The sequence below is a fragment of the Paracoccus sp. 08 genome, from assembly GCF_024105395.1.
Lineage (GTDB): Bacteria > Pseudomonadota > Alphaproteobacteria > Rhodobacterales > Rhodobacteraceae > Paracoccus > Paracoccus marcusii.
Genome location: NZ_WEKR01000028.1, coordinates 1 through 13238 on the forward strand (window position 1 = coordinate 1; position 13238 = coordinate 13238).

Consider the following 13238-nt stretch of genomic DNA (forward strand, 5'->3'; position numbering starts at 1 on the left):
TCGGGGCTGCGGCTTGGGTCATGGGTGACAGATGTGGTGCGGGGGACGCGCGGTCAAGGCCGCGAGGCGGCCGAACGCCCTCGTGAGTTGCGGGCCGGGGGCGTTTCGCTGTATCCGGGGAAAAAGCAAACCGATTGGAACTGCGCCATGAACCGTCGTCAGATGATCTCTCTGGCCGCCCTGCTGGTGGCCGCACCCGCCTTGGCCCCGACGCTGGCCGGCGCCCAGGAGGCGGCGGTCGATCCCTATGCCCCCATCGAGGTCGAGATCCGGGACGATTTCGAGACCGGCAGCATCGTCGTCGTCAGCCGCGATTTCTTCCTGTATCACGTTGTCGCACCGGGCAAGGCGGTCCGCTACGGCGTCGCCGTCGGCACGGCCGAACTGGTCTGGAAGGGCAAGGCCACGATCGGCCGCAAGGTCGAATGGCCCAGCTGGCGTCCGACCGACGACATGATCGAACGCAACCCCGGCGCCTATGCCAAATACGCCGACGGCATGCCCGGCGGTCCGCAGAACCCCCTGGGGGCGCGGGCGCTGTACCTGTATGACGACCGGGGCAACGACACCGCGATCCGCATCCACGGCACGACCGATCCCGGATCGATCGGGCGGGCGGTCTCCAACGGCTGCCTGCGCATGCGCAACGAGGCCGTGATGAGCCTGTTCGACCAGGTGCCCATCGGCACGCCCGTCTACGTCTTCTGATCTTGGATCTGACGCTTGCCAGCGCGGCGGACCCGGTTCTGGCCGGGTTCGACGACATCATCGATGTCCGCGCCCCGGCGGAATACGCCGAGGATCACCTGCCCGGAGCGATCAACCTGCCGGTCCTGTCGGATGCGGAACGCGCCCGCGTGGGCACGATCTACAAGCAGGTGTCACCCTTTGACGCCCGCAAGCTGGGCGCGGCGCTGGTCGCGGCCAATGCAGCGCGGCACCTGCAGGGGCCGCTGGCCGATCGGGGCGGCGCGTGGCAGCCGCTGGCCTATTGCTGGCGCGGTGGGCAGCGCTCTGGCAGCTTCGGCACGATCCTGAGCCAGATCGGCTGGCGCGTGGCGCGGGTCCAGGGCGGCTACAAGGCATGGCGGTCGCTGGTCGTGGACCGGGTGCAGAACGGTCCGATCGCGGCCCCCGTGATCGTGCTGGACGGCAACACGGGCAGCGCCAAGACCGCGATCCTGCAGCGGCTGGCGCAGCGCGGCCATCAGGTGATCGACCTGGAGGGGCTGGCCAACCATCGCGGCAGCCTGTTCGGCGGCCACCCCGAGGGCCAGCCCAGCCAGAAGATGTTCGAAGGTCGCTTGGCCGTCGCGCTGGAGCGTCTGGATCCCGCCCGCCCCCTGCTGGTCGAGGCCGAGAGCAGCCGCATCGGCCAGATCACCGTCCCCAAGGCAATGTGGCAGGCGATCTGCGCCGCGCCCCGCCTGCAGATGCAGGTGCCGGTCGCCGCGCGCGCGGCGTTTACCGCCGCGACCTATCGCGACATGGTCGACGATCCCGCGCGCGTTGCCGCGATATTGGACCTGATGGCCCCCCTGCACCCCGCCGAGCGTGTCGAGGGCTGGCGGCAGGCGCTGGCCCAGGGCCGGTGGCAGCATCTGTCCGAGGGGTTGCTGCGCGATCATTACGACCCCCGCTATGACAAGCACCGGTCGCGCCATGACGACGGGCGCGGACAGATCGTCGCACTGCACGACCTGTCAGACCTGGACGCCGCCACCGGCTTGGTCGAGGCGGGGCTGGCCCGGATGACCGCGGGCGGTTCGTCGCGGACGGCGGATGCGGGCCCCGCGCGCAGGGCGGTCGCCGATTTGTGATCGGGCAGGGGGGCGGGCTGGCCTAGTCTGACCGCGACCCCATGTCAGGAGAGCGCGATGACCCGGATGAGTGCCAAGGATTTCCCGCAGGAACTGCTGGAGCTGTACGACTTCTATGCCCACGGCCGCATCACCAAGCGGCAGTTCCTGGACCGGGCTGGCAAGTTCGCGGTCGGCGGCGTCACCGCGCTGGCGCTGCTGAACATGCTGCGGCCGAACTATGCGCTGGCCCAGCAGGTCAGCTTTACCGACCCCGACATCCTGCCGGAATACGTGACCTATCCCTCGCCCGAGGGGCATGGCGACGTGCGTGCCTATCAGGTGAGCCCGGCGGGCGAGGGGCCTTGGCCCGCAGTGCTGGTGATCCATGAGAACCGCGGCCTGAACCCTTATATCGAGGACGTCGCGCGCAGGCTGGCCAAGGCGGGCTATCTGGCGCTGGCGCCGGACGGGCTGACCTCCAAGGGCGGCTATCCCGGCAATGACGAGGAGGGGCGCGCCCTGCAGGCCGAGGTCGATCCGACCCTGCTGATGAACGATTTCTTTGCGGGGGCCGAACATCTGATGGCGCATGAGCAGTCGACGGGCAAGGTCGGCGCGGTGGGCTTCTGCTATGGCGGGGGCGTGTGCAACGCGCTGGCGGTGGCCTATCCGGAACTGGGCGCGTCGGTGCCGTTCTATGGCCGGCAGGCCCCCGTGGCGGACGTTCCCAAGATCGAGGTGCCGCTGCTGTTCCAGTTCGCCGAGATCGACGAGAACGTCAACGCCACCTGGCCCGCCTATGAGGCAGCGCTGAAGGAGGCCGGCAAGACCTATGAGGCGCATGTCTATCCGGGCACCAACCACGGCTTTCACAACGATTCCACGCCGCGATACGACCCCGAGGCCGCGGAACTGGCGTGGCAGCGGACGCTGGACTGGTTTGCCCGCTACCTGGCCTGATCCTTCAGGAACCGGCGCAGCACCGTTTCCAGCTTGGCCGCCCCCAGGGGGGCCATCGCCTTGGTGTGGTCGTGGCTGATCGATTCGTCGGACAGCCCGGCCCCCATGTTGGTGATGACCGAGATGGCCGCAGCCCTAAGGCCCAGGAACCGCGCCAGGATGATTTCCGGCACCGTCGACATGCCCACCGCATCCGCGCCAAGCGTGCGGGCGGCGCGGATCTCGGCCGGGGTCTCGAAGCTGGGGCCGGAAAACCAGCAATAGACGCCTTGCGGCAGCTCGACCCCCTCGGCCGCCGCAGCCTCCATCAGGGCTTCGCGGATCGCCACGTCATGGGCGTCGGTCATCGGCACGAAGCGCGCGTCGGTCGCTTCTCCGATCAGCGGGTTGGTGCCGGCGAATGCGATGTGGTCGTTCAGCAGCATCAGCCCGCCGGTCGGGATGTCGGGGCGCAGCGACCCGGCGGCGTTGGTCAGGATCAGCTTTTGGCACCCCAGTGCCGTCAGCACCTCCAGCGGCAGACGCATCGCGTCGGCCCGTCCGGATTCGTAGTAATGCGACCGCCCCCCGAACACCGCGACCCGCACCCCCTCCAGCTGGCCGATGACCAACTGGGGAACATGGCCCGACACGCCCGCATGGGGAAAGCCCGGCAGGTCGTCGTAGGGGATCGCCACGCCATCGACCTTGGACGACAGGTGGCCCAGCCCGGACCCCAGGATCAGGCCGTATTCGGGCGCCTCCTGACCCGCGCGGTCGCGGATCAGGGCGGCAAGCTCAGCGCTCCTTGACATAGGGCTCTCCTCCGGCGCGGGGCGGGATGGCACGGCCGACGAAGCCGGCCAGGATCACCACCGTCAGGATATAGGGCAGCGCGTTCATGAACATGGACGGCACCGTGATGATCCCCAGGTCCAGGTTCGGATAGAGGTTGGCGATCGCCTCCAGCAGGCCGAACAGGAAGGTCGCGAACAGCGCCTGCCACGGCCGCCACTTGGCAAAGATCAGCGCGGCCAGCGCGATGAAGCCGCGCCCGGCGGTCATCTCCTTGACGAAGCCCGCCGACAGGCCGGTCGCCAGATAGGCGCCCGCGATGCCGCACAGCACCCCTGCGATGGCCACCGCGGTATAACGCAGACGTGTGACAGACACGCCCGCGGTATCGACCGAGGCGGGATTTTCCCCCACCGCGCGCAGGCGCAGGCCGAACCGGGTGCGGTACAGCACCCACCAGGTGATCGGCACCAGCGCGAAGGCCATATAGACCAGGATCGTCTGCCCCGAGATCAGCCCGGAATAGATCGGGCCCAGCACCGGGACGTCGCGCAGCGCCTCGGCGCCGGGCAGGGTGATCGGGTTGAACCGCCCCGCACCGGTCAGGGCCGGCGTGCGCCCGCCCAGCCCGAAGGCGTTCTGTCCGACCAGCACCGTCAGCCCCGAGGCCAGGAAGTTGATCGCCACGCCCGAGATCAGCTGGTTGCCCATGAAGGTGATCGAGGCGAGGCCATGGATCAGCGACAGCGCAAGGGACCCGGCGATGCCCGCGGCCAGGCCCAGCCATGCGCTGCCGGTGATATAGGCGACCGATGCGGCGGTGAAGGCTGCCATCAGCATCTTGCCCTCCAGCCCGATGTCGAAGACCCCGGCGCGTTCGGAATAAARCCCCGCCAGGCAGGCCAGCAGCAGCGGCGTCATCAGGCGCAGCGCGCTGCCGATGCCCTGCTGGGCGGCGGCGCCGTCGGCAAAGGCCCAGACCAGGCAGATGGCCAGGACGATGATCGCGATCAGCGAGTCGCGGATGTTCATTTCACCGCCCCCCGGCTGGTCCGTTTCATGGTCAGGAACAACCGTTCCAATGGCATACGGACCATGTTGTCCAGCGCGCCCGTGAACAGGATCACCAGGGCCTGGATCACGATGATCAGCTCACGCGGGATGGTGGTCCACAGCGCCAGCTCTCCGCCGCCCTGATAGAGGAAGCCGAACAGCAGGGCCGCCAGCAGGATGCCCAGGGGGTGGTTGCGGCCCATCAGCGCGACCGCGATGCCGATGAAGCCCGCACCCTCGACCGCGTTCAGGACCAGGCGTTCGGATTCGCCCATCACGTTGTTGATGGCCATCATGCCCGCCAGCGCGCCCGAGATCAGCATGGCGATGACGGTGATGCGCACCGGGTTGATGCCCGCATAGACCGCACCCGGTTCGGACTTGCCGAAGGCGCGGATCTGATAGCCCAGACGCGTCTGCCAGATCAGCACCCAGATCAGGAAGCAGGCCGCCAGCGCCACCAGGAAGGTCACGTTGACCGGGGTGTTGCGGCCCCATTCAAACCCCATGCCCGCCGCGATGTCGGTCAGCGCGGGCAGGTTCGTGGCCTCGGGGAAGCGGGCGGAGGCCGGGTCCATGCTGCCCGTCGGGCGCAGCTGGTTCACCAGCACATAGTTCAGCGTGGCCGCGGCGATGAAGTTGAACATGATCGTGGTGATCACGATGTGGCTGCCGCGTTTCGCCTGCAGGATCGCGGGGATGAAGGCCCAGGCCGCCCCGAAGGCCGCGGCGCCCAGCATCGCCACCGGCAGGGCGATCGCCCAATGCGGCAGCGGCAGGAACAGCAGCACCAGCGCGACCCCCAGGCCGCCCATCGCCGCCTGCCCCTCGCCGCCGATGTTGAACAGGGCGGCGTGATAGGCGACCATCACCGCCAGCCCCGTGAAGATGAAGTTCGTCGCGTAGTACAGCGTGAAGCCCCAGCCATAGCTGGAGCCGAGCGCCCCTTCGACCATCGTGGTCAGCGCCATCCAGGGGCTTTCCCCGATGGCCAGGATCACCAGCGCAGAGATGCCCATCGCCAGCACCAGAGAGATCAGCGGCGTCAGGATGACGTCGGCCCATTTCGGCATCTTGTCCATCAGGCGCGTCCCTCCGGCAGGTCATGGGTGGTCTCGGGCGGGATGCCGGCCGCCGCGGGCGTGTTTCGGGTGTCGGTGATGCCCGCCATCAGCAGGCCCAACTCGCCCGTGGTGGTCTGGCCGGGCAGGCGTTCGCCCATGATGCGGCCGTCGAACATCACGGCCACGCGGTCCGACAGCGCCAGGATCTCGTCCAGCTCTACGCTGACCAGCAGGATCGCCTTGCCCGCGTCGCGCAGGGCCACGATCTGCTTGTGGATGAACTCGATCGCGCCGATGTCCACGCCGCGCGTGGGCTGCCCGATCAGCAGCAGGTCGGGGTTGCGCTCGATCTCGCGCGCGACGACGATCTTCTGCTGGTTCCCGCCCGAGAAGTTGCGCGCCGCCAGATGGCAGTCGCGCGGGCGCACGTCGAACCGCTCCATCTTGGCCTGGGCGTCGCGGCGGATGGCGTCGTTGTCCATCAGCCAGCCCCTGTTGAACTCGGGCGCGTCGTGCCATCCGAAGGCCACGTTCTCCCACGCGGCGAAATCCATGATCAGGCCTTCCACCTGACGGTCCTCGGGGATGTGGCCCACGCCGTCGCGGCGGCGCTGGCCCGCGTCGCAGCCCGTTCCGGCCAGGGGCAGGGCGGCGCCGTTCATGCGCACCTCGCCCGTGACCTTGGCGCCCTTCTCCGGGTATCCGCCCAGGATCTCCAGCAGCTGGGTCTGGCCGTTGCCGCTGACGCCCGCGATGCCCAGGATCTCTCCGGCGCGGATGTCCAGGTCGATGCCGCGCAGGCGTTCCACCCCCTCGGCATCGACCATGGTCAGGCCGCGCACCTCAAGGACCGGGGCCTGCGGCCGCGCCGGCTGCTTGTCCACGTTCAGCAGCACCTTGCGGCCGACCATCAGCTCGGCCAGCTGTTCGGGGCTGGTCTGGGCGGTCCGGACCGAGGCGACCATCTCGCCGCGGCGCATCACCGATACGTTGTCGGTGATCTCCATGATCTCGCGCAGCTTGTGCGTGATCAGGATGATCGTCTTGCCCTCGTCGCGCAGCCCCTTGAGGATGCGGAACAGGTGGTCGGCCTCGGCGGGCGTCAGCACGCCGGTCGGTTCGTCCAGAATCAGGATGTCGGCCTGGCGATACAGCGCCTTGAGGATCTCGACCCGCTGCTGGTGTCCGACGGAAAGGTTTTCCACCACCTCGTCGGGGTCCACGTTCAGCTGGTATTCGGCGGCCAGGCGCTTCAGGACGCCGCGCGCCTTGGACAGCGACGGGCGCAGCAGGGCGCCATCCTCGACGCCCAGGATGATGTTCTCCAGCACGGTGAAGTTCTGCACCAGCTTGAAGTGCTGGAACACCATGCCGATGCCCGCACGGATCGCGGTCTGGCTGTCGCTGATGCTGATCGGCTTTCCGCCCACCAGGATCTGGCCCGCATCGGGTTTGTAGAACCCGTACAGGATCGACATCAGCGTCGATTTCCCGGCGCCGTTCTCTCCGATGATGCCGTGGATCGTGCCCTTGGGCACGGCCAGGCTGATGTCGCGGTTCGCCTGCACGGCCCCGAACGCCTTCGAGATGCCGCGCAGCTCGATGGCAGCGGGGGCGGCCGTGTCCGACCGCCCCCCCAGCATGTCGCCCGCAGTGGTCATTACGACGCCGGGCAGGCGTTGTCGGTCATGAAGTCATGCACCGTGACCTCGCCCGAGGCGATGGCAGCCTTGGCCTCGTCCACGGCGGCCTGCATCTCTGCGGTGACCAGTTCGGCGTTGTTGTCGTCGATGGCGACGTCCACGCCGCCCGCGGCCAGGTCCATGACCTTGACGCCCGGCTCCAGGTCGGTGCCTGCGGTGAAGGCGTCGAAGACCGCATTGTCCACGCGCTTGACCATCGAGGTCAGGATCTGGCCCGGATGCAGCGCGTTCTGGTTGCTGTCCACGCCGATGGCCAGGATGCCCTCGTCGGCGGCGGCCTGCAGCACGCCGATGCCGGTGCCGCCGGCGGCCGCATAGATCACGTCGGCGCCCTGCGATTTCTGCGCGCGCGCCAGCTCACCACCCTTGACGGGGTCGTTCCAGGCGGCGGGCGTCGTGCCGGTATAGTTGCTGACCAGCGAGCCTTCGGGCTGGACCGACTTGAACCCCTGCGCAAAGCCGCATTCGAACTTGCGGATCAGCGGGATGTCCATGCCGCCGATGAAGCCGACGGTGCCGGATTCGGACGCCATCCCGGCCATGACGCCGGCCAGATAGCTGCCCTGCTCCTCGGTGAAGACGACCGATTGCACGTTCGGCGCCTCGACCACCATGTCGATGATGGCGAATTTCGTGTCCGGGTAATCGCCCGCGACCTTGGTCAGCACGTCGCCAAAGGCGAAGCCGGTCATGACGATGGGGTTCGATCCGCTTTCGGCCAGGCGGCGCAGGGCCTGCTCGCGCTGTGCCTCGGACTGCATCTCCAGCTCGCGATAGGTGCCGCCGGTCTCCTCGACCCAACGCTGCGCGCCACCGAACGCCGCCTCGTTGAACGACTTGTCGAACTTGCCGCCCAGGTCATAGATCAGCGCCGGATCGGCCAGCGCCGCACCGGTCGACAGCACGGCCAGGGCCGAGCCCGCCAGCAGCGATTTCATCAGGGACATAAAGGAACCTCATCCTGTTTTTCGCGGGCGATTCAACGGGCCCGCTGATCGCCCGATTAGGGCGCATCGCACGGGGTCCGGTCAACCGCCTTCTTGGGTCGCACGCAGCGTCAGACGCATCACGATCGCGTCCGTCGCAGGCCCGTAATATCGCCGCCGGACGCCCGCTTCCAGCCATCCCGTGGCCTGATACAGCCGCCGTGCCGCAAGGTTGTCATGCGCGACCTCCAGAAAGGCCTCCTCGGCCTCCATCGCCGCCGCTTTGCCCGCGAATGCGGCAACCAGCGCGCGGCCCGTGCCCGCCCGCCGCGCCTGCGGGTCCACGGCCACGGTCAGCAACTCGGCCTCGCCGGCGATGGCGCGCCCCATCAGGAAACCGTGCGGCGCCTCCAGCAGGAACGTCCCACGACCCGCCAGAAGGCTGGCGAACTCGTCGGCCGACCAGGGGCGCGGGCTGTCGAAGCATCGCGCATGCAGCGCGGCCAGATCGTCGGGCGTCACGCCAGGATCACCGGGGGTGCATCGCGGGCGGGCGCTGCATCCGCCGGGCGCAGATAGACTGGCGCGGGGCGGGGCTGCGGCAGATGCGCGCGGGCCGCGGCCAGGCGCGCCACGCCCTCGGCAATTCCTGTCGCAGGCGCAGCCTGCGCCGGGCCGGGCGGTAGCGCGCCGGCCGCAGCCTGCTGCGGCCGGCCCTCCGCGCCCTCGGCAAAGTCCTGCCAGATGACCATGTCGCCCCGCCCCGCGATCACCACCCGGCAGGGCCGCGGCAGGCCCCAGGCCAGCGCCTCGGGCGCCTCGACCCCGATGGCGGGGATGCCCAGGGACAGGGCCAGTCCGCGAGCCGCCGCCACCGCCACCCGGATGCCGGTGAAGTTGCCCGGCCCCGTGCCCACGCCGATCGCGTCCAGGTCGCCCCAGCCCAGGCCCGCGCCGGCCAGCATCTCCTCCAGCATCGGCATCAGGCGCTCCGCCTGGCCCTTGGTCATGTCCTCATGGACCGCCGCCAGAACCGCGTCGCCGCGCAGCAAAGCGGCCGCGCAATGCGCGGCCGATGTGTCGAACCCCAGAACCACTGGATCGGGGGTGATCCGGTCAGGCAACGGGCCTGACCTCGACAACCTCGGGGATGTAATGACGCAGCAGGTTCTCGATCCCCATCTTCAGCGTCAGGGTCGAGGACGGGCAGCCCGCGCAGGCCCCCTGCATGTGCAGATAGACGATGCCGCGATCGAAGCCGTGGAAGGTGATGTCGCCGCCGTCCTGCGCGACCGCGGGGCGGACGCGCGTGTCCAGCAGCTCCTTGATCTGCACCACGATCTCGGCGTCCGGACCTGCTTCATGGGCGACATGGCCGCCCGTGTCCGCCGCCGCGCCCTCGATCGCCGGGGCACCCGACTGGAAATGCTCCATGATCGCGCCCAGGACGGACGGCTTCAGGTGATCCCACGGCACCTGGTCGGCCTTGGTGACGGTCACGAAATCACGGCCCAGAAACACGCCGGTCACGCCGTCCACCGCAAAGATCCGCCGCGCCAGGGGCGATGCGGCCCCGGTCTCGGGGGTCGGGAAATCGGCCGTGCCGCTGCCCAGCACCGTCTCTCCGGGCAGGAATTTCAGCGTTGCGGGGTTCGGCGTCGTCTCGGTCTGGATGAACATGGGGGCGCTCCTTTGATCCCGATATGGCGATCCGGGGCGCTTGGGTCAAGCCGCCGGGGCTCTCAGGTGATGGCCTCCAGCCGCTCCTTGGACAGATCGCCGGGCACCAGCGAAATGGCGCAGGGCAGGGCGGTCGGGTCGCGCATCAGGCGCGTCAGGACCGGGTTGGTGCTGCTCTTGTCCGAGGACAGGCCCAGCACGACCACGCCGATCTCTCCGTCCTCGGTGATCTGGGCCAGCAGCTCCTCGGCGGTGTCGCCCTCGCGGATGACCAGCTCCGGCTCGACTCCGGGGCGCGACCGCATCCATTTGGCAAAGACCTCGAAATGCGCCTCGATCCGCTCGCGGGCCTCGGCGCGCATCACGTCTGCCACGCCGAATCCGTGCTGGATCTCCTCGGCGGGAATGACCGACAGGATCACGACCGCTGCCCCCTGGGACTTGGCCGCGCGCATCGCGGCAAAGCGCATCGCGTTCAGGCATTCCCTGCTGTCGTCCAGAAGGACCAGAAATTTCCGCATCGTGTCACCGGGCCTCCGCCTCTTTCGCCCCGACAGTGGCCGAAGTGCCATGCCCGCGCAAGTCAGTGCGCAGGAAAGCGCCGCACCCGTTTCCAATGCTTGCATGTCGTGCTAGTCGCGATGAGGTTGACTGGCGTGAAATGTGCAATGCGGACGGTGTCGTGACGATCCACCATGATTGGGAAAAGGCCGATGCCGCGCATCTGGGACCGCTCAGCGCGCCCCGGATGGCATGGTTCATCGGCGAGGCGCGGGCTCCCGGCGTCAATCCCATGCCGGTCTCCAAGCGCGCGTTCGACCTGATCCTGGTACTGATCCTGCTGGTGCCGCTGTCGGTCGTGATGCTGACCGTCGCGGGATTGCTGCTGCTGCTGCAGGGCCGGCCAATCCTTTATGCCGCGCACCGCATGCGTGCCCCGAACCAGCCCTTCACGCAGTGGAAATTCCGCACCATGCTGTGCGAGGAGGACGATTTTGGGGCCACCGGCGCGCACAAGGCGTGGCGCATCACGCCGATGGGCCGCTTCCTGCGCCGGTCGCGCATCGACGAGCTGCCGCAGCTGTTCAACATCCTGCGCGGCGACATGAGCTTTGTCGGTCCCCGACCGCCGCTGCGCGAATATGTCGAACGCTTTCCCGCCGTCTATGCCCAGGTGCTGCATTCGCGCCCCGGCGTCACCGGGCTGGCCACGCTGATCTATCACCGCCACGAGGACCGCATCCTGGCCCGCTGCAAGTCGGCCGAGGCGACGGAGATGGCCTATTACCGCCGCTGCCTGCCGGCCAAGCTGAAGATCGACCTGATCTATCAACGCCATCGCAGCCTGCGGCTGGACCTGTGGATCCTGTGGAACACGCTCAAGATCGTGATCTCGCGCCGCGACGAACGCCCGCGCCGTCGCCGTCGCGGTCAGTCCTACCTGCCGATCGGCCCGTCGAAGGGGTCGCAGGGGTAGCCCACCCCGGTCAGGTACAGGCCATGGGGCGGACAGACCGGCCCGCAGGCCGCCCGCTCGCGCGCCGCCAGCGCCTGTGCCACCCGTTCCGGCGCCCATGATCCCGCGCCGACCCGTTCCAGTGTCCCAACGATGGACCGGACCTGGTTGTGCAGGAAGGATCGCGCGCGCAGGTGAAAGCGGTATTCGTATCCCTGCGGGATGTCCGCGACCTCGATCCTGATCTCGTCCAGCGACTTCACCGGGCTTTTCGCCTGACAGATCGACGACCGGAACGTGGTAAAGTCGTGATACCCGACCAGATGCGCCGCGCCCGCGCGCATCGCATCCACGTCCAGCGGGTTCAGCACCTGCCACACCTGTCCCCGCCCATGCGTCAGCGGCGCCCGCCGCGCCACCAGCCGGAACAGATAGCGCCGCTCCATGGCCGAGAACCGGGCGTGGAAATCATCCGGCACCCGCGCCGCCCGCAGGATGGCGACGGGCGCGGGCTTCAGGTGCCAGTTCAGCGCCTCGGACAGGCGGAAGGGGTCCCATTCGCGATCCAGGTCGGCATGCGCCACCTGTCCGGTGGCATGCACGCCCGCATCGGTGCGCCCGGCGGCGGCGATGCGGCGGGTGGCGAAAGCGGGGTCCAGCCGCGCGAGCGCGGCTTCGATCGCGCCCTGGACGCTGGGCTGGTCGGCCTGCGCCTGCCATCCGGCAAAGGGCGCGCCGTCATATTCGACCTGCAGGGCAAAGCGGGGCATCAGTCGCGCGGGACCTTCTGTCCCGGGAACGGGGTGCGCAGCAGATCGTCCAGCGTCTGCGCCTCGGCGCTTTGCAGGGCGGGGCGTTCGGCGGGGTCGACGCGCGTCGCGGCGCCGGTCAGCCCCTCGCGGGCCAACCGGTCGCGCAGGACCGACATCTCGACATCCAGCGCATCGCGGTCGCCGTCCATCAGCCGGTCGGCGCGGGCGATGAAGTCCTTTTCCAGATCGTCCAGGAACACCTCATAGTCGCGCCGCGCCTTCTGGTCCTGCGTCCGCGCATAGAGGTCGGCAAAGCGGATCGTCGCGTCGCGCGCGCCCATCAGGTACACGCCCAGATAGCGCCGCGCGGATGCCAGCCCGGCGGGATTGTCGCGCACCCGGTCGAACAGGTGCCGCACGGATGTGTCGAACATCGCGACGCGCGCCACCAGCCTGCGGTCGCCGCTGCGCGCGATCGCGTCGCGCATCTGGTCCAGATGGCCCTCGGCCTCGTCGATCATGCGCTGTGCGCGATCCTGCTGAAAGCTGTCCACGCCCGCCGCGGTCTTGTCGCGCCACGGGTCAAGGCCGAAGGACAGCTGGTGCAGGGCCAGACCGGCCATGCCAATCAGCCCGGCCTCGGCCCAGACCCCCGGTTCGGCGGCCCCCAGGCCCAGACCGATCCCTGCCAGCACGCCGCCGAACAGCTTGCGCGGAATGGCCGGGCGCTTGGCCACGCGACGCGCGGCATAGGTCGCCTGCGCGACCAGCCCCTCGCGCGTCAGGACCATGCCGCTGGCCACCAGGCCGAAGGCTGCAAGGTCGGTGACCATCCCCGTGGCCCCCTGGAAGAATGCCCCCAGCAGGAAGGGCGTCGCCGCCAGGGTGATCCACTTGGGCCGACCCTCGTGCGGGTGGCGAGGGGTGGGGGGCAGGGATGCGCCCGGGCGCGTCCCCGGCTGCGCGTCGGGCGAAAAGCGCCCGCCGAAACGTTGCGACATGATGCCCCCTCAGCCCGCGCCGGCCAAGGCCGCGTACAGCGTCAGCAGCAGCAGCAGGTAAAAGCTC

Annotated in this window: 15 protein-coding genes; 4 read left to right on the plus strand and 11 right to left on the minus strand. The window is 68.9% G+C overall.

The annotated features are described in order from the left end of the window. The 3 genes from GBO37_RS10820 to yghX form a co-directional block, all read left to right on the plus strand. Positions 1-708: L,D-transpeptidase (locus tag GBO37_RS10820; protein ID WP_371927553.1), on the plus strand; the 708-nt coding region annotated here is incomplete at its 5' end. 2 nt (positions 709-710) lie between these two features. Continuing rightward, on the plus strand, positions 711-1820 hold the full coding sequence (gene mnmH, locus GBO37_RS10825) for a tRNA 2-selenouridine(34) synthase MnmH (protein WP_252928967.1): 1110 nt from the start codon (positions 711-713) through the stop codon (positions 1818-1820). Between the two features lie 57 nt (positions 1821-1877). Beyond that, the gene (yghX, locus tag GBO37_RS10830; protein ID WP_148910949.1) at positions 1878-2762 is read left to right on the plus strand and encodes a YghX family hydrolase; all 885 of its coding nucleotides are present in this window, start codon (positions 1878-1880) and stop codon (positions 2760-2762) included. On the opposite strand, the gene GBO37_RS10835 is transcribed toward yghX, so the two are convergent. The 9 genes from GBO37_RS10835 to GBO37_RS10875 all read right to left on the minus strand — a co-directional run bounded on the left by GBO37_RS10835 (position 2750) and on the right by GBO37_RS10875 (position 10483). Next, positions 2750-3556: a purine-nucleoside phosphorylase gene (locus GBO37_RS10835; RefSeq protein WP_252928969.1), complete on the minus strand. Its 807-nt coding sequence runs from the start codon at positions 3554-3556 to the stop codon at positions 2750-2752. The genes yghX and GBO37_RS10835 overlap by 13 nt on opposite strands. Beyond that, on the minus strand, positions 3540-4568 hold the full coding sequence (locus tag GBO37_RS10840; RefSeq protein ID WP_256480621.1) for an ABC transporter permease: 1029 nt from the start codon (positions 4566-4568) through the stop codon (positions 3540-3542). The genes GBO37_RS10835 and GBO37_RS10840 overlap by 17 nt, the downstream gene beginning before the upstream one ends. After that, positions 4565-5671, minus strand: coding sequence for an ABC transporter permease (locus GBO37_RS10845; protein ID WP_127899161.1), 1107 nt, complete (start codon positions 5669-5671; stop codon positions 4565-4567). Before GBO37_RS10845 ends, GBO37_RS10840 begins: the two co-directional genes overlap by 4 nt. Beyond that, the gene (locus GBO37_RS10850) at positions 5671-7314 is read right to left on the minus strand and encodes an ABC transporter ATP-binding protein (RefSeq protein WP_252928972.1); all 1644 of its coding nucleotides are present in this window, start codon (positions 7312-7314) and stop codon (positions 5671-5673) included. The genes GBO37_RS10845 and GBO37_RS10850 overlap by 1 nt, the downstream gene beginning before the upstream one ends. Continuing rightward, on the minus strand, positions 7314-8303 hold the full coding sequence (locus GBO37_RS10855; protein ID WP_252928974.1) for a BMP family protein: 990 nt from the start codon (positions 8301-8303) through the stop codon (positions 7314-7316). Before GBO37_RS10855 ends, GBO37_RS10850 begins: the two co-directional genes overlap by 1 nt. A gap of 81 nt (positions 8304-8384) precedes the next feature. Continuing rightward, complete coding sequence (locus GBO37_RS10860; protein ID WP_127899160.1) at positions 8385-8804, minus strand: GNAT family N-acetyltransferase; 420 nt, start codon at positions 8802-8804, stop codon at positions 8385-8387. Next, positions 8801-9406 carry a tRNA (adenosine(37)-N6)-threonylcarbamoyltransferase complex dimerization subunit type 1 TsaB gene (tsaB, locus tag GBO37_RS10865; protein ID WP_240542448.1) on the minus strand — a complete coding sequence of 202 codons (606 nt, stop codon included), beginning with the start codon at positions 9404-9406 and terminating at the stop codon, positions 8801-8803. The genes GBO37_RS10860 and tsaB overlap by 4 nt, the downstream gene beginning before the upstream one ends. Then, the gene (locus tag GBO37_RS10870) at positions 9399-9962 is read right to left on the minus strand and encodes a NifU family protein (RefSeq protein WP_046001314.1); all 564 of its coding nucleotides are present in this window, start codon (positions 9960-9962) and stop codon (positions 9399-9401) included. The genes tsaB and GBO37_RS10870 overlap by 8 nt, the downstream gene beginning before the upstream one ends. Positions 9963-10024: 62 nt before the next feature. Then, complete coding sequence (locus GBO37_RS10875) at positions 10025-10483, minus strand: universal stress protein (protein ID WP_042250295.1); 459 nt, start codon at positions 10481-10483, stop codon at positions 10025-10027. Between the two features lie 161 nt (positions 10484-10644). On the opposite strand from GBO37_RS10875, the gene GBO37_RS10880 reads away from it, so the two are divergent. Beyond that, positions 10645-11439, plus strand: coding sequence for a sugar transferase (locus GBO37_RS10880; protein WP_084693897.1), 795 nt, complete (start codon positions 10645-10647; stop codon positions 11437-11439). Here GBO37_RS10880 and truA read toward each other — a convergent pair. Both truA and GBO37_RS10890 read right to left on the minus strand, forming a co-directional pair. Then, positions 11400-12188: a tRNA pseudouridine(38-40) synthase TruA gene (gene truA, locus GBO37_RS10885; RefSeq protein ID WP_252928976.1), complete on the minus strand. Its 789-nt coding sequence runs from the start codon at positions 12186-12188 to the stop codon at positions 11400-11402. The two genes, GBO37_RS10880 and truA, sit on opposite strands and share 40 nt — an antisense overlap. Beyond that, positions 12188-13171, minus strand: coding sequence for a 5-bromo-4-chloroindolyl phosphate hydrolysis family protein (locus tag GBO37_RS10890; protein WP_252928978.1), 984 nt, complete (start codon positions 13169-13171; stop codon positions 12188-12190). Before GBO37_RS10890 ends, truA begins: the two co-directional genes overlap by 1 nt. Positions 13172-13238 lie beyond the last annotated feature (67 nt).